The sequence below is a fragment of the Aeromonas sp. Y318-1 genome (assembly GCF_027706125.1).
In the GTDB taxonomy this organism is placed as follows: domain Bacteria; phylum Pseudomonadota; class Gammaproteobacteria; order Enterobacterales; family Aeromonadaceae; genus Aeromonas; species Aeromonas hydrophila.
Window position 1 is genome coordinate 218,227 of record NZ_JAPDCM010000005.1, and the last position, 15,440, is coordinate 233,666.

Sequence of the window (15,440 nt, forward strand, 5' to 3'; positions counted from 1 at the left end):
CTCCTGCCGTTGAGGCGTTCATGATGCCAAACATCGGCGACCGAGGGCCAGTTTGCTGCGCATCAATGGCTTGGCAATCGCGCCGGATGTGAGGCAGGCGGCATTTTTCGGGTCAGAGCCAGCCGAGGTGGGTGAGCCAGCCCTGGATCCGGGTCGGCGTTTCGTCCAATTCCAGCAGGGCGTAGGGGCGGTAGTTGAGCTTGTGGCTGCGGCGGCTCTCGCTTCTGCGCGCCTCGGCGGCCAGCAGCGGCCAGCGTCCGCCATCCTCCTGATAGAGGTCGAGGGTTGGCATGGTGGCCTGGGCGATCTCCTTGGCGAAGATCTGGTTGCTCTGCTGGTCGGGGAAGAAGCCGTCGAGCAGCACCAGCGCATCGGGGGCGGGCAGCTGTTCGCTGGCGATGAGGTTGGTGGCCCAGGCGGCGCTGGTGCCTTGCGCCAGTATCAGCTTGAAGCCCCCCTCCTGCAGCTTGGCATCCCCCAGCTTGCTGATGCGGGTTGCAAATTGCTTGCGAAAGTCGTCGATGGCCTGCTGCTTTTTCTCGGCGGCGGGGTCCAGTTCGGTCTGCTGGGGCGAGGGAAGCAGCAGCAAAGTATCGAAGCCGAGCCGGCCGAGGGCCCGGGTCAGCTGCCACAGCTGGCCGCTGCGCTGCCAGTCGGGCAAGAGGATGGCCAGCCCCACATAGCTGTCGCTGTCGTGCTTGGCGAACAGCACTGTCTGCTTGTCGATCTGGGTGCTGTTGGGCAGTCCCTGCCAGTCGTTGTTCTGCCAGTAATCGAGCGGCGTCAGCGGTGTGCCCTCGCTGGCCTGCAAGGGGTTGCTTGCCAGCAGGGTCAGTAACAGCAGTGATAAGAACAATCTGGCCATAGTGCGCTCCCCCGGTTACTCGGGTTAGCGGCACCAGGCCGGTTTTCTGAAGGGGGAAGTGGCAGCGCTAGGGTGACGGCCGCTCGGTGCGGGCGAGCCCGGCCAGCTGGCGGTCGTGCAGGGGCGAGAGCAGCAGCAGGGCAGTGACGGCGCCAATCAGGGCGAAGAACATGTCGGACTGGGTATCCCAGGGGTCGCCTTGGGTGCCGAGAAACTCATCTGCCCCCTGGCCGAGCGCGAGGGCGGCCCCCCACTCGATGAACTCGTAGGTGGCGCTGATGGCGAGCACCACGCAGACCACCAGAAACGCCAGTATGCGCCGGCCCTGCACATAACCTCCGCGCAGCAGGATCTCCCGGCACACCAGGGCAGGCACGAAGCCCTGAAAGAAGTGGCCAATCTTGTCATAGGGGTTGCGGCTGAGCTCGAGCCACTGCTGCAGCTCGAATCCCAGCGGGACGCGGGCATAGGTATAGGCGCCGCCCAGCATCAGCACCATGGCGTGCAGGGCGATGCACAGATAGAGCAGGCTGGTGAGCGGAAAACGGCGGTGCGTCAGGGCAAGCAGCGGCATGGCGATGAGCACGGGGGCGACTTCCATCAGCCAGGTCGCCCTGTCATAGGGTTGCCAGCCGGAGAGGATCAGCAGTACCAGGGTCAACAGCAGCAACAGACCTTTATGCAGAGATGTCATGGGGCGCTCCGGGGGATGGCACAAACCAGCATTCCCCATTTAGCCATGTTTGCGCTTCGAATACAGCCGGGTGGCATCGTGCACCCATAAAAAAAGCGAGCCAAAGGCTCGCTTTTTCACCATGGATTCAAGGGGTCAACTTAGTTGACGCGACGCTTGAACTCACCGGTGCGGGTATCGATTTCGATCTTGTCGCCGATCTCTACGAAGGCGGCAACAGCCAGCTCGTAGGTGGTGCCCTTCAGACGGGCCGGCTTGGTCACTTTACCGGAGGTGTCGCCACGGGCGGCCGGCTCGGTGTACTCGACTTCGCGAACGATGGTGGTCGGCAGTTCTACGGAGATGGCTTTCTCGTTGTAGAAAGTCACTTCGCAGATGTCTTCCATGCCGTCAACCATGTAGTTCAGGGCATCACCCAGGTTGTCTTTCTCGACGTCGTACTGGTTGTACTCGGTGTCCATGAAGACATACAGGGGGTCGGAGAAGTAGGAGTAGGTGCACTCTTTACGTTCCAGCTGAACAACTTCCAGCTTGTCGTCGGCCTTGAATACGGTCTCGGTGGCGCTGCCGTTGAGCAGGCCTTTCAGCTTCATCTTGACCACGGCGGAGTTACGGCCGGATTTGTTGAATTCGGCTTTCTGGACCACCATCGGCTCGGTACCGATCATGACGACGTTACCAGCGCGGATTTCCTGTGCGGTTTTCATGTAAAAATTCCTGTTCGTATACGGGCAGATAAAAACTGCCAGATTATATACGGCTTTCTAAAAATTTCACCAGCCGAGTGACGAGATCCCCATCCCTGAGCTGCTTCTGTGACCAAGGTCGCCCATGTTGCCGCCATATCGCGGCGTGTTCCGGCCATTGCGCCCACCAATCGCGACAGTTTTCCCCCTGATTGAGGGCGTGGCTGAAACCGCGCAGCCACTGGCCGGTGGCGGTGGGCAGTTCTGCCAGATAGTGGTCGAGAAAGCCGTCCAGCTTGATCATGTGGGCCTGCTCTTCCTGCGGATAGATGTGCCACAGGAAAGGGCGAGCGGCCCACTGGGCCCGCACGAAGGAGTCCTCCCCACGCACCAGATTGAGATCGCAGCTCCACAGCAGCCGATCGTAACCGGCCTGATCGGTCATCGGCAGCAGCTTGATGGTGAGGTTGCCCGCCTGGAGCAGATCTCCGGCTCGGGCACCGGGAATGGCCGCTGCCAGCCCGGCGCCGGTGAGCACGTCGTTGAGGGAGCGCCCGAGCGGCAGCAGCAGGGTGACGGGCGTGGCGCTCTGGCACCAGCTCTCGACCAGGCTAGTCAGAGCGGGGCTCTCGTAGGTAAAGAGGCTGACCCGCAGCTCGTGCTGTTGCTTGGGTGGCAGGCCGAGGCTGGCCCAGTAGGCTGCAAGCCCGGCTTCATCCTGTTGCCAGCGCTCGCGCTCGACGATGAGGCCGCGCTCGCACAGGAGGCCACCGGTTCTGGCCGTGAAGCCCGGGAAGAAGAAGTATTTGTTGAGGCTCTGGTTGCCGACCCGCTGGGGCGAGGCGAGGGCGTGGCAATCCTCGACCCAGGATTCGGCCGAGAGGTATTCGAGGTTGATCCAGCAAGGGGGCCTGGGTTGGCTCGCCATCTGCTCGGCCATTCGTTCAATGAAGGGGGCGGGCAGCTGGCAGGCAAAGGCCTCGATCACCACCCTGGCCGGGGTGGTGTCGGCCGGCAGGGTCTCGTGCCAGTGCTGGATATGGATGCCATCGACCCACTGGCTATCCAGCGCAGGGTCGAGCCCCGGACAGATGCGGGCGAAGCTTGTCAGATCGTCCACCCAGAGCCGCACCTGCACCTCATTGCCGTGGGTCGGGAGCGTGCCTTCCTGTTTCAGCTGGCGGGCCAGCCGCCAGGTGACGCCGATGTCGCCGAAGTTGTCCACTACGCAGCAGAAGATATCCCAGTCAAATTGGGGGAGGGGGCTGGTCATGTCAGGGCATCCAGATGCAAAAAAACCGGTGCGCAGGGTAGCACACCGGTTGGCTGGCTTCTAACCGTCAGCGCGTGACGGTCGCTGCAGCAGGTTACTCCTTGCCGTAGACGTTGTTCTCTTGCTCACGTACCCGGATAAAGGTGGTGTGTGCTTTGTGCAGCTCTTTAAGCAGGCGGTAAAGCAGATGAACCAGGTTTACTCCTTGCCGTAGACATTGTTCTCTTGCTCGCGCACCCGGATAAAGGTGGTGCGCTTGGTGAGCTCTTTCAGCTGGCTGGCACCCACATAAGTGCAGGTGGAGCGCACCCCGCCCAGAATGTCGCGCACCGTGTTTTCGACCGGGCCGCGATAGGGCAGCAACACGGTTTTGCCCTCGGAGGCGCGGTACTCGGCGACGCCGCCGGCGTGTTTGTCCATGGCGCTTGAGGAGCTCATGCCGTAGAACTTCATGAAGGGTTCGCCATCCACGTCGACGATTTCGCCGCCGCACTCCTCGTGGGCCGCCAGCATGCCGCCCAGCATCACGAAGTCGGCGCCGCCGCCAAACGCCTTCGCCACATCCCCCGGGCAGGTGCAGCCGCCGTCACCGACGATCTGGCCACCGAGGCCGTGGGCCGCATCGGCACACTCGATGATGGCGGAGAGCTGCGGGTAGCCGACGCCGGTCTTGACCCGGGTGGTGCAGACCGAGCCCGGGCCTATGCCCACCTTGACGATGTCGGCGCCGGAGAGGATCAGCTCCTCCACCATCTCGCCGGTGACCACGTTGCCCGCCAGGATGACGTGGTTCGGGCAGGCCTCGCGGATCTTGCGCAGAAACTCGACGAAGTGCTGGGAGTAGCCGTTGGCCACATCGACGCAGATGAAGCGCAGGGCGCTGGACATGGCCAGGATCTGGCGGGTCTTGGTGAAGTCATCCTCGGAGGTGCCGGTAGAGACCATCACGTGACCCAGCAGCGCCGGGTCGGTCTCATTGACGAAGGTTTGCCACTGCGCAAGGCTGTAGTGCTTGTGTACTGCGGTCATCATCTCGAAGCTGGCCAGAGTACGTGCCATGGCGAAGCTGCCGACGGTATCCATGTTGGCGGCGATGACGGGCACCCCTTGCCATTGGGTCTGGGTGTGCTTGAAGGTGAACTGACGGGTCAGGCTGACTTGGGAACGGCTCTTGAGAGTAGAGCGCTTGGGGCGGAACAGGACATCCTTGAAACCGAGCTTCAAGTCTTCTTCGATACGCATTACGAATTCCTTATTGAGCCTTGTTTGATAGGTCACTTTGCAGTGGCAACTTTTCGGCAGGCGCAAAAAAACCGGTGGTTTTCAGGCCCTCCGGTTTACAACAGTGTAGGCAAAAATCCCGTCGGAACAAGACTGATAATTCACTCAGCGTTGTGGTAGCCTTTGGCGTCACAACCTGAGCGCAGCCTTGGGTTTCATCCAAGCCCGCTCATGTCTCCCTGTTCGTCCACTTGAAAGATCCTGATTGAATCCTGTTTGGCATGTTACTGCGTGATCCTGACGCCACGCGCCATGGCCGCGCTGGCGGCGGCGAGGCGGCCACGCTCACCAGTTGACAGCCGCCTTTTCCATCCCCACTCTGGGCTGCTCGGGCCAGCGTCGGCCCTGCCCTGACAAGGAGTGAAGATGTTCGGATTGCGAATGATGCCGCTGCTGTTGCTGGTCAGTCTCGCCCTGCCGGGAGCGGCTCGGGCTGCCTCTGATCCCGCCATCTATGGCTGGATTGAGAAGGGACTCATCATGCCGAGCGGGGTGGCGGTGAAGATGAAGCTGGATACCGGGGCGCTCACCTCCTCGCTCGATGCACGGGATCTGCGTCACTTCAAGCGTGACGGCAAGTCCTGGGTGCGCTTTACCCTGCAGGTGACCGATGCCAATACCGACCGGCAGGTGAGCCAGACCCTGGAGCGACCGGTGGAGCACATGGTGACGGTGCGCGGTGCCGGCGGCATGGAGCAGCGTCCCACGGTCACCATGTCCATCTGCCTGGGTGACAAGGTGTATGAGGAGTGGTTCACCCTGCGGGATCGCAGCAAGATGATCTATCCGGTGCTGTTGGGGCGCCGCCTGCTGGCGGATCTCGGCGCAGTGGATTCGAGCCGCACCTTCACGGTGCAGCCGAGCTGTCGCTGAGGGAAGTGAACGATATAAAAAAACGGGGGCCAGGCCCCCGTTTTTTATGGTGATGATCAGGCAGGGCGGGAGGGGGCGGGCAGCAGCACGCTCACCTCCAGTCCCCCTTCCGGCCGGTTGTGGATGTCGAGATCGGCGCCGTGCAACTGGGCGATGCGCGAGACGATGGCCATGCCGAGGCCGACCCCGTCCCCCTGCTGGGGATTGACCCGAAAGAAGCGCTCGCACAGGCGTGACAGGGCGGCGGTGGGGATGCCGGGGCCGTTGTCGCGAATGTCGACCCTGACCCTGTGCCCCTCCTGGCGCGCCTCGACCGCGATCTCGCCCTGCGCCTGGGTGTAGCGCAGCGCGTTGTCGATGAGGTTGCTGAACATCAGTTCCAGCAGGGTGGCCTGTCCCATTACCGTCAGCTGCTCGGTGCCTTCCAGCGACAGCTGCTGATCCTTTTTCAGGGCGATGGGGGCCAGGGTAGCCAGGGTGCCCTGCAACAGCTGGTTCAGGTTGAGTTCGGTCAGCTCCAGCCCCTGCTGGTTGTCGATGCGGGCCTGAGTCAGCAGCTGGCGCAGCAGCCGATCGCTGCGATCGAGCGCCAGCAGCATCTTCTGCAAGGAGTGCTGACGGCTCTCGGCATCCTCGGCAGCCAGCGCGTTCTCGCTGTGGATGCGCAGCACCGCCAGGGGGGTGCGCAGCTCGTGGGCCGCCTCGTTGGTGAACTGCTTCTCCCGCTCTATGGTATCGGCAAGCGCGTGCATCAACCGGTTGATCTCGTTGGTGAGCGGGGTCAGCTCCTGGGCCCGGATCTTCAGGGTGAGCGGGCTCAGGTTGGCCGGGTGGCGCTCACCGATGGCCTGGGCCAGCTGTCGCAGCGGCGCCAGCCCGCGGGAGATGAGCCACCACAGCAGGCCGAGCAGAAAGGGCAGAGTGATGAGCAGCGGCAGCATGGCCAGGGTGGCCATCTTGCTGGCCAGCTCGCTACGCTCGTCATCCCGCTCCGCCACTATGAGCCAGGTGTGCTCGTCCTGGTTGTAGAGGGTGAAGGTGCGCCACTCGTGGTTGTCCTTGGTGACGTTGTTGAAGCCGGGAGCCAGGGCGCCGAGGGGCTGGCTCGGGGCGCTGGGGGAGCGCAGCAGTATGTGGCCCTGCTCGCTCAGCAGCTGGAAGTAGAGGTTGCGCTCGAATTCGTGGCCGAAGGGGGTAAGCTCCCTGTCCTCCCCCCGCAGGTTGAAGCTGGTGTCCTTCTGCCACTGATCCGGGTTGTGCTGCTCCCAGTCTTGGTAGACGGTGCCGTTGGCGGGCAGCTCGCCATTTTGTTCGAGATAGCGGCTGAGCAGCTGGTTGGTGATGCGGGAGGACTGGGCGAGACGAGCATCGAACAGCTCCTCCATCTCGTGGTTGGCCTCCAGATAACCGATGAGGGCGCTGATGGCCAGACTGGCGCTGACCAGCGCCAGGATGCCGGAGAGCAGGAAGCGGCGGATGGAGCGGGGACGCGTCATGCCCGGTGGTCCCGGCGCTGGGCCTGTTCAAGCTGGGGGACTATGTAGCCGACCCCGCGGATATTGCGGATGAGGTCGCTGTAGAACTTCTTGCGCAGGTGGTGAATGTGCACCTCCACCGCGTTGCTCTCGGCCCCCTCGTCCCAGCCGTAGAGGCTCTGCTGCAGCTGATCCTTGCTCAGCACCCGGCCGCTCTGGGTGATGAGCTCCTGCAGCAGCTTGTATTCGTGGGGGGTGAGTTTGACCGGCTCGCCCCGATAGGTGACCTGCTGAGACTCGGGATAGAGCTGCAGCTCGCCGTATTCGAGCACCGCCTGGGCCTGCCCCTTGCTGCGCCGCACCAGGGCGCGCAGGCGGGCGTTGAGCTCCTGCAGGGCGAACGGCTTGACCATGTAGTCGTCGGAGCCTGCATCCAGCCCCAGCACCCGGTCGTCCAGGGCGTCGCGGGCGGTGAGGATCAGCACCGGCAGCGTCTGGCCTTCCCGGCGCAGTTTGCGCAGCAGGCTGATGCCGTCGATGTCCGGCAGGTTGAGATCCAGAATGAGCGCGGCAAACTCCTCGCTCTTGAGCACCGACAGGGCGGGCAGCCCCTGCTGCAGCCAGTCCACCGTGTAGCCGCTGCTGCGCAGGGCATCCACCATGCCGTCGCCCAGCATCACATCATCTTCCACCAACAGGATCCGCATTGTTATTCCCCTCAAAAGACGCTGCCCACCAGTATGCAAGCTGGTGGGCAGAGTTTAAATAGCGCTCTGATCCGACTTGGGTTTACAGTTTGTCGAGGCGATCGCGGATCTCGATGCGTCGACCTTGATCCGCCAGCTCGCGGCCCGGCCGGGGCGGGGCGCTCAGCGCCTTCTCCAGATAGCTCTTGGCCTCGGCCTTGCGGCCCTGATCCAGCAGGAAGTCGCCGTAGAAGAAGTTGGGATCGATGCCGGTCGGGTTGATGGCCAGCGCCTGCTTGAGCAGCTGCTCGGCCTTCTCGTCATCGCCAAAGCCCACCGGCCAGCCCGGCACCTGATAGTAGAGCGAGCCCAGGCTGGTATAGGCGGAGCCGTCCAGTGCCTTGGGGTCCTGCTTGAGGGCGATCTCCAGCTTGGCCTTGGCCTCCTTGACCAGACCGAGCGCCCCCAGCCCGCCCTTGGCGCCGGCCCAGGTGCTCTTGACGATGGCCGACCAGATCAGCAGGTCGGTGCGAAAGGCTTCCTTGGCGCTGGCCTGATCGGCCTGGCTGCTCAGCTGTTCGAGACAGCTCTCCTTGGCCTTGCCGGTCTGCTGATACTGACAGACGGCCCACTGCTGCTGGATGACGGGCAGGGCGTCGGCGGCCTGGGCCATCCCCGAGCCCAGCATGAGCAGCAGGAGGGCGCCGTGGGTGAAATGGGGGCGGAAAGTGGCGTGCTTCATCTTAACGTTCCTTCTCTGTCATGACGGAAGTGGTGTGCCCCGCATTGCCAGCAGCGGGCGCCGCGTGGCGGGCATAGCGCTCTATGATGGGTTTTTGCTTGGCCAGTGCCCGGTCGACCAGGCCGGGCAGCAGGCCGTTGAGCCGCACGAACAGCTTTTCCGGCCAGCCGAGCCAGCTGCGGCGGGTTTCGTTGCACAGGGCGATGACGGCCTCCTCGGCCACGTCCTGCGGGCTGTCGGTGTGGGTACCGAGCTCGGCATTCATCTCGTAGGCCGCCTCCGAGTTGAGGCGGGTTCGGGTGGCGCGGGGGGCAAAGTGCAGCACCTGGATGCCGGTTCCCTCCAACTCGCGGCCGAGCGCCTCGCTGAAGCCGCGCAGGGCGAACTTGCTGGCGCAATAGACGCTGTAGCCGGCGTAGCCGATGGCGCCGAAGCTGGAGCCCACGTTCATGATCACCGCCGGTTTGCGCAGGCGGGGCAGCAGCATGCGGGTGAGCTGGATAGGTGCCTCGACGTTGAGCAGCAGCTGGCGCTCGACCTGCTCGCTGCTCTGATCCTCCAGCCAGGCAAACTGGTTGCAGCCGGCGTTGTTGATCAGCACGTCCAGCCCCTCGTCCAGTGCCGGGTGCTGCAACAGTTTGGCCCGCTCCTGGGGCGAGCCCAGATCGGCGATCACCGTCTGGTGGCGCTCCGGGTGCGGCAGCTCCTTGCGAAGCCGCTCCAGCGCACTGGCCCTGCGTCCGTGCAGCAACAGGTGTGCCCCCTGGGCCGCCAGCTCCTGGGCCAGCGCTTCGCCGATCCCGCCGCTGGCGCCCGTGAGCAGCACGAGTTTTCCTTCAAGCTTCATGATGTCTGGTTTTCCGTCAGTTGATAGAGCATGTCGGCGTAGAGGCGGTAGACCACCTTGGCCGAGTGAATGATGGCCGCCTGATCGGCCGGGGCTTCCACCCGGTTCATCAGGGATTCGAAGAACTTGAGGTGCTCCTGATCCAGCGCGCCGTGGGAGCTCAGGTAGCTCATGGCCTGGGGGGGTAGGCCGAGACCCGCCTTGAGCTGATCGGCCACGGTCAGGGCGATGGCGACGCTGGTGCCTTCCAGCACCTGGACCATGCCAAAGAAGCCCATGGGGTTGCCGCGCTGTACCTGGTCATAGAGAAAGGCCACCATCAGCTCGATGGGCAGCTCGGGCTGGCCGTGGCGTACCGCCTCGGCATCGCCGCCGCAGGCGCGGATGTCGCTCAGGATCCACTCCTGATGGCCGTACTCCTCGTCGATGTACTCGGCGATGGCGCCGCGCACCCACTCATACTCCTGACCCAGCTTGCCGCCGGTGGCCATCAAGAGCGGTACCGTGTGGCGCACGTGATAGAAGGCCTGGGAGAGGAAGCGCAGGTAGATGTCGCGGGAGATCTCCCCCTTGCGGCACGCCTCTATGATGGGGGCGTTGAACAGATGCTCCCGGGCCGGGGCGGTGGCTTGTTGCAGCACTTGATAGAAGCTCATGAGGTCTCTCCTGTAAGGCATTGGCTGATCTGCCGGGAAAAGTGGTGATAAATCCGTTCGCGACGGGGGCGACCGTTGGCGGTCAGCAGCTCCGGATGCTGATCCAGCGCCACCGGCAGCCAGTGATGGATGCGGGCATAGTCGGGCAGGCGGTGATTGAGCTGCTCGACCTGCTGGGCCAGCTGGGCGTCGGCGCCGGGCAGTGGCTGGATCAGGGCGACGTTGGCCGGCTGGCCGTCGCCGAAGATCACGATGCGGGCGATGGCCGGGCAGAGCTGGGCTTCCGCCTCGACCCACTCGGGGGAGAAGTTGCGGCCAAAGGCGGTGATCTGGACGTTCTTCTTGCGCCCGGTGATGTGCAGATAGCCCTCATCATCCAGGTGGCCCAGATCGCCGGTGGCGACCTGTGCTGGCATCGGTTCGTCGCTGCCCAGATAGCCGAGCATGGCGGCCCCCTCCACCAGGATCTCGCCGTCGGCGGCGATCGATACCCGGCAGTGGGGCAGTGGCTGGCCGACGCTGCCCAGGCTGTGGCCGTCGGGGCCGTTGAGGGCCACGACGGAGCCGCACTCCGACAAACCGTACCCCTCGTAGACCGGCAGCCCCAGCTTGCGGGCCCGGCTGATGAGCTCGGGCGAGACCTTGCCGCCGCCCACCGCGACGAAGCGCAGCCCGGCCAGTTGCTCGGCCAGCGCCGGGTTGGCGCTGCACAGGGCCAGCAGCAGGCGCAGCAGCTCGGGCACCAGCACCAGGCTGTGGGTGGGCCAGCGCAGCAGGGCCTGGGCCAGGGTGGCCGGGTCCAGCTTGCTGGAGCCGGCAAAGCCGAGCTCCGCCAGCGAAGGGATGCGGCTGCAGGCGCCGGTGAGCAGCGGCACGTAGAGGCCGGTCAGGTTTTCCAGCAGGGTGGTGAGCGGCAGCAGGGTCAGGTGCTTCTCGACGTTGGCCGGGGCGACCCGCTCGGCCAGCGAGGCGCAGACCGCCATCATCTGGGCCAGCGACAGGCAGACGCCTTTGGGCTGCCCTGTGGTGCCGGAGGTATAGGTGATCTTGGCGGTGCCGGCCGGCAGAGGCGGCAACCGGGCAGGAGTGCGGCGCCACAGCGGCAGCTCGCCGACCGCCAGTTGCTGCGGATCGCTGGCCTGCCAGCCGGGATGGTGGGGGCCGATCAGGGCGTCGGCGCCGCTGCTCTCCAGCAGCCACTCCTGCTGCTCCAGGCTGAAGAAGTGGGGGATCGGGATCACCACGATGCCAGCCATGGTGCAGGCAAGATCGATGAGCGCCCAGGGCAGGCCGTTGTCCAGCTGCAGTGCCAGCCGGCTGATCCCGGCCATCTGCAGACGGTCGGCCAGCGGCGGCAACTGTTGCCACAGCGCCTCGTAGCTGAGGCTGTGCTGGCTGCTGGCAAGAGCCGGGCTGTGGGGCGTCTGGCGGGCGAAATAGGCGATTTGGTCAAACAGCATCATAAGGCGCTCCGGTGCGGGCAGTTGAACAGGGACGGCATGGGCGCCAGCAGCGAGAGCAGCAGGCTGCCCTGAGCCAGTGCCTGCCGTCCGATGCCGAGATCGCCGACCATCACCTTGGGCTGGCAGTGGTAATAGGCGCCCCAGGCGCTGGCGTCGTCCCCCACCTTGTCGGCCTGGGCGGGGGCCAGCTCGACCGGGGTGAGGTGGAGGCGGTGAAAGCTATTACGCAGCTTGGCGGTGCCGGTGAACACAACATAATCGAGGTCGTTGTCGCACAGCAGGCGGCAGAGCGCTGCAAACATCAGGCGGGCGTTGCCGGGCTCGCTGCAAGCGAGGTTGCCCACCTCGACGATGCGATCACGCCGGGCGGGGGCGCCGAGCCGGGTTTCGATGGCGGCCTCGATGGGCTGCTCCAGGTACTGCTCCAGATAGAGGCGCTCGCTGCCGGCCAGCTTGAGACCACAGGCGCCGACCAGCAGGCCGTCGGCCCGGTAGAGGCCGAGCAGGCAGGGCAGAAAATGGGGAATGCGGGCGTTGAACTCCTGGCTGTAGGCGGCCTGGATGTAGCCCTGCAGTGCCATGACCTGTTGCGGGGTGTCGGCCAGCGTCAGCCGATAGGGGGCTTGAATGTCGGTGGTCATGGATGGCTCCTTCTTGTCGATTGTCATCAGACTAAAGGGGCAAACTTAAGAAACCCTTAAGAGGTAAAAAATCTGTTTCACGCAGAGGCAACTGGTTGAAAAGAGAGGTAAAGCTGCGACCCGAACACGGAGCAGCCGGACAAAATCCTTGTCAGCCGCCAGACGGGCAGGCAAGCTGCGGCCACTTCTGCCCGCCCCGCTTTCGAGAGGAGATGCCATGACCCCCTTATCCTGCCCGCTCTGCTGCGCCGCCGATGCCTATGAGCTGCCGGTGGCCGGCAAGCTGTACCATCGCTGCCGGGCCTGCGAGCTGGTCTGGCTGGATGCGGCCGAGCACCTGGATCCCGCGCGCGAGAAGGCGGTCTATGACGGCCACGACAACCAGGTGGATGATCCCCGTTATCGCCAGTTTCTACAGCGGGCCTTCGGCGAGGTGCAGCGCCGTTTGCCTCCGCCGGCCAGCGGCCTCGATTTTGGCTGCGGCCCGGGCCCGGCGCTCATCGCCATGGGGCGCGAGGCGGGCTACCAGATGGCGGGTTACGACAAGTTCTATGCCGACGAGCCCGAGCTGCTGGCGCAGCAGTATGACTTCATCACCAGCACCGAGGTGATCGAGCACATCGCCACCCCGCGCGCCGTGCTGGAGAGGCTGTGGGGCTGCCTCAAGCCCGGCGGCCTGCTGGTGCTGCAGACCCAGCGGGTGCTGGGGGACGAGCGCTTCCGGCTGTGGCGCTATCGCCACGATCCGACCCACATCGTCTTCTTTGCCGAGGCCTCCTTTCGCGCCCAGGCAGCCCGCTGGCAGGCGCAGGTCGAGTTTCCCCACGTGGATGTGGCGGTCATCACCAAACCCTGAGAACCTGCTCATGTTCTTACTGTGAGGTCGTGATCAAGGCTCATGTGCTGCTCGGAATCCTCATGTATTTATATACACTCTGGTTCCTGCGCTGCTCTTTACCTTGCTGACGACCTCTCGTCACAGATCGTGAACAGGTTCTGAGCCGGGCATTTTCATTTGGCGGCGGCTTGGGCATGCTGATGGCCTGATTGGCGGGGCCCGCTTGCCTGTTTCCCTGCATTGAGCCCCAGGCGCTGCAAGCCGCCCGTTCCCCGACACCAAGGAGTGGTTCGTCATGTCGATTCCCCATCTTTCACTGCAGGATGCCCGCCATCTGCAACTGGCGGCCCAGGGCCTGCTGACGCCGCGCCGTGGCAAGGCGCGAGCGGCCGACCTGCTGGCCACCATCCGTCGCATGGCGCTGCTGCAGATAGACACCATCTCGGTGGTGGCCCGCAGCCCCTATCTGGTGCTGTTCAGCCGGCTGGGGCAGTACGATCCGCGCTGGCTGGAGCAACTGCTGGCCGATGGCGAGATCTTCGAATACTGGGCGCACGAGGCCTGCTTCGTGCCACGCGAGGATTACCGCCTGCTGCGCCATCGCATGCTGGATCCCGCCGCCATGGGCTGGAAGTTTTCGGCCAACTGGCTCGCCACCCATCAGCAGGAGATTGGCGAGATCATCGAGCGCATTCGCCAGCACGGCCCGGTGCGGGCGGCGGATTTTGAACGCAAGGAGGGGAAGGGCAACGGCTGGTGGGACTGGAAGCCGGAGAAGCGCCACCTGGAGGTGCTGTTTACCGCGGGCCAGCTGATGGTGCGCGAGCGGCGCAACTTCCAGCGGGTTTACGACCTGGCCGAGCGGGTGATGCCCGAGTGGCGCGATGAGCGGGATCTGCCGAGCCTGGAACAGGCGCAAAGAGACATGGTGCGGGCCAGTTGCCGGGCGCTGGGGCTGGTCAAGACCGGCTGGGTGGCCGACTACTATCGGCTGCGGCGCGGCAAATACGACGCCCTGCTCCACCAGCTGGCGGACGAGGGAGAGCTGCTGCCGGTGCGGGTGGAGGGGTGGCAGCACGGCGCCTTCGTGCACGCCTTGCTGGCAGACGAGCTGGCCCAGGCTCAGGCCGGCACCCTCAAGGCCAGCCACACCACGGCGCTGTCGCCGTTTGATCCGCTGGTCTGGGATCGCAAACGGGCCAGCGAGCTGTTCCAGTTCGACTATCGCATCGAGTGCTACACCCCGGCGCCCAAGCGCCAGTACGGCTACTTCGTGCTGCCGCTGCTGCATCGCGGCAAGCTGGTGGGCAGGATGGACGCCAAGGCCCATCGCCAGCAGGGGATCTTCGAGATAAAGAGCCTCTATCTGGAGGCGGGGGTCAGGGTGACCCGGACCCTGGCGCAGGATCTGGCCAAAGCGCTGCAGCGGCTGGCCGACTGGCATCAGACCCCGACCTTGCGCTACGGCGCCATCCCCGCGCCCCTGCTGGCCCTGTGGCAGGAGGGGACATGACGGGGAGCGTTACCCCCACCTGAACTAAGCTGCAAGGGAAGCGAAGGAGGGAGACGATGACGCGATCCATGTTGTTGCTGCTGGGATGGGGCTTGGCCGGGCTGGTGGAGGCGGCCCAGCCCGAAGTGCAGATCTGTCTGGGGGAGGGCAACGAGTGGGCCCCCTTCACCTACTGGGAGCGCAAGGATGGCGTGCCCGACACCCGCCGTCTCACCGGCTCCGCCACGACCCAGGTGCTCGAGGCCCTGAAAAAGCTCGGGTTGCCCTACAAGATCCGTTATCTGCCCTGGGCGCGAGTGCAGCAGGAGCTGGCCGATTATCGCCAGAACCGCTTGTGCGAGCTGACCTGGGATGCCAGCTACAAGCCGGAGCGGGCGGAATATGCCTTCTACAGCGTGCCGCTCTACTACACCCACCTCGGATTTTTCTACCTCAAGCGGCGCTTCCCCGAGGCGCCCGATCTGCAGACGGTCAATCGCTCCCGGGTGTGCGGGGTGATCGGCTACAACTATGCCCCTTACGGACTGGCGCTGGAGCCGCGCCGGGTCAAGCAGCTGCAGCAGGCGCTCGACATGCTGGGGCGAGATCGCTGCGACTTTTTGCCCAGCGAGATTGAACCGCTGATGAGCGGCATCGGCCTTGGCATCTACCAGAGCGAGAGCGGCCTGCTCAACCTCGCCCTGCCCAGCCGCAAGGGCTTCTATCTGCTGGTGAGCAAGGGATCGCCACGGGCCTATGAGCTGGTGACCCGCCTCAATCAGGTGTTCATCGAGTTTCAGGACAGCGGTTACAGCGACGAGGTGATGCGCCGCTTTTTACCACCGGCAGAGTGACCACCATCAACAACCGGGCCTGACGCCCGGTTTTTTATGGCGGTGATGGGGGGCTGGCGGCTCTTCGCCAAGTT

16 protein-coding genes are annotated in these 15,440 nt (G+C 64.5%); 4 read left to right on the forward strand and 12 right to left on the reverse strand.

Annotated elements, in window-relative coordinates; translation table 11 throughout:
- Window positions 1–112: 112 nt before the first annotated feature.
- From OKB87_RS09845 to OKB87_RS09865, 5 genes are all read right to left on the reverse strand, one after another.
- Window positions 113–865 carry a DUF3530 family protein gene (locus OKB87_RS09845; RefSeq protein ID WP_270827283.1) on the reverse strand — a complete coding sequence of 251 codons (753 nt, stop codon included), beginning with the start codon at window positions 863–865 and terminating at the stop codon, window positions 113–115.
- 67 nt (window positions 866–932) lie between these two features.
- Window positions 933–1,559 (reverse strand): DUF2238 domain-containing protein, encoded by a 627-nt coding sequence (locus OKB87_RS09850; protein WP_270827284.1) that lies wholly within the window; start codon window positions 1,557–1,559, stop codon window positions 933–935.
- A 140-nt stretch (window positions 1,560–1,699) separates the two neighbouring features.
- Entirely contained in the window at window positions 1,700–2,266 is a 567-nt protein-coding gene (gene efp, locus OKB87_RS09855) for an elongation factor P (RefSeq protein ID WP_011707002.1), read from the reverse strand.
- 43 nt (window positions 2,267–2,309) lie between these two features.
- The gene (earP, locus tag OKB87_RS09860) at window positions 2,310–3,518 is read right to left on the reverse strand and encodes an elongation factor P maturation arginine rhamnosyltransferase EarP (RefSeq protein WP_223950062.1); all 1,209 of its coding nucleotides are present in this window, start codon (window positions 3,516–3,518) and stop codon (window positions 2,310–2,312) included.
- A 198-nt stretch (window positions 3,519–3,716) separates the two neighbouring features.
- Window positions 3,717–4,760: a GMP reductase gene (locus OKB87_RS09865; RefSeq protein ID WP_017409231.1), complete on the reverse strand. Its 1,044-nt coding sequence runs from the start codon at window positions 4,758–4,760 to the stop codon at window positions 3,717–3,719.
- 405 nt (window positions 4,761–5,165) lie between these two features.
- Between OKB87_RS09865 and rloA3 the strand changes: the two genes are divergently transcribed.
- Window positions 5,166–5,672, forward strand: coding sequence for a retropepsin-like aspartic peptidase RloA3 (gene rloA3, locus OKB87_RS09870; protein WP_270827285.1), 507 nt, complete (start codon window positions 5,166–5,168; stop codon window positions 5,670–5,672).
- Between the two features lie 56 nt (window positions 5,673–5,728).
- On the opposite strand, the gene OKB87_RS09875 is transcribed toward rloA3, so the two are convergent.
- From OKB87_RS09875 to OKB87_RS09905, 7 genes are all read right to left on the reverse strand, one after another.
- A complete protein-coding gene (locus OKB87_RS09875) occupies window positions 5,729–7,168 on the reverse strand; it encodes an ATP-binding protein (protein WP_049048249.1) in 1,440 nt (479 codons plus the stop codon).
- Complete coding sequence (locus OKB87_RS09880; RefSeq protein WP_011706997.1) at window positions 7,165–7,854, reverse strand: response regulator; 690 nt, start codon at window positions 7,852–7,854, stop codon at window positions 7,165–7,167. Before OKB87_RS09880 ends, OKB87_RS09875 begins: the two co-directional genes overlap by 4 nt.
- An 82-nt stretch (window positions 7,855–7,936) precedes the next feature.
- Window positions 7,937–8,575: a tetratricopeptide repeat protein gene (locus OKB87_RS09885; protein ID WP_270827286.1), complete on the reverse strand. Its 639-nt coding sequence runs from the start codon at window positions 8,573–8,575 to the stop codon at window positions 7,937–7,939.
- 1 nt (window position 8,576) lies between these two features.
- On the reverse strand, window positions 8,577–9,422 hold the full coding sequence (locus OKB87_RS09890; RefSeq protein ID WP_039215594.1) for an SDR family oxidoreductase: 846 nt from the start codon (window positions 9,420–9,422) through the stop codon (window positions 8,577–8,579).
- A complete protein-coding gene (locus OKB87_RS09895) occupies window positions 9,419–10,078 on the reverse strand; it encodes a TenA family transcriptional regulator (RefSeq protein ID WP_017409224.1) in 660 nt (219 codons plus the stop codon). The genes OKB87_RS09890 and OKB87_RS09895 overlap by 4 nt, the downstream gene beginning before the upstream one ends.
- Window positions 10,075–11,541, reverse strand: a complete 1,467-nt coding sequence (locus tag OKB87_RS09900; RefSeq protein WP_270827288.1) for an AMP-dependent synthetase/ligase — start codon at window positions 11,539–11,541, stop codon at window positions 10,075–10,077. Before OKB87_RS09900 ends, OKB87_RS09895 begins: the two co-directional genes overlap by 4 nt.
- Window positions 11,538–12,182, reverse strand: coding sequence for a thermostable hemolysin (locus OKB87_RS09905; protein WP_024944211.1), 645 nt, complete (start codon window positions 12,180–12,182; stop codon window positions 11,538–11,540). Before OKB87_RS09905 ends, OKB87_RS09900 begins: the two co-directional genes overlap by 4 nt.
- Window positions 12,183–12,399: 217 nt before the next feature.
- Between OKB87_RS09905 and OKB87_RS09910 the strand changes: the two genes are divergently transcribed.
- The 3 genes from OKB87_RS09910 to OKB87_RS09920 all read left to right on the forward strand — a co-directional run bounded on the left by OKB87_RS09910 (window position 12,400) and on the right by OKB87_RS09920 (window position 15,366).
- Window positions 12,400–13,038, forward strand: a complete 639-nt coding sequence (locus tag OKB87_RS09910) for a class I SAM-dependent methyltransferase (RefSeq protein ID WP_270827291.1) — start codon at window positions 12,400–12,402, stop codon at window positions 13,036–13,038.
- Window positions 13,039–13,315: 277 nt separating this feature from the next.
- Window positions 13,316–14,533 (forward strand): winged helix-turn-helix domain-containing protein, encoded by a 1,218-nt coding sequence (locus OKB87_RS09915; RefSeq protein ID WP_270827292.1) that lies wholly within the window; start codon window positions 13,316–13,318, stop codon window positions 14,531–14,533.
- A gap of 56 nt (window positions 14,534–14,589) precedes the next feature.
- Window positions 14,590–15,366 (forward strand): substrate-binding periplasmic protein, encoded by a 777-nt coding sequence (locus OKB87_RS09920; RefSeq protein ID WP_187267784.1) that lies wholly within the window; start codon window positions 14,590–14,592, stop codon window positions 15,364–15,366.
- The last annotated feature ends 74 nt before the right edge of the window (window positions 15,367–15,440 follow it).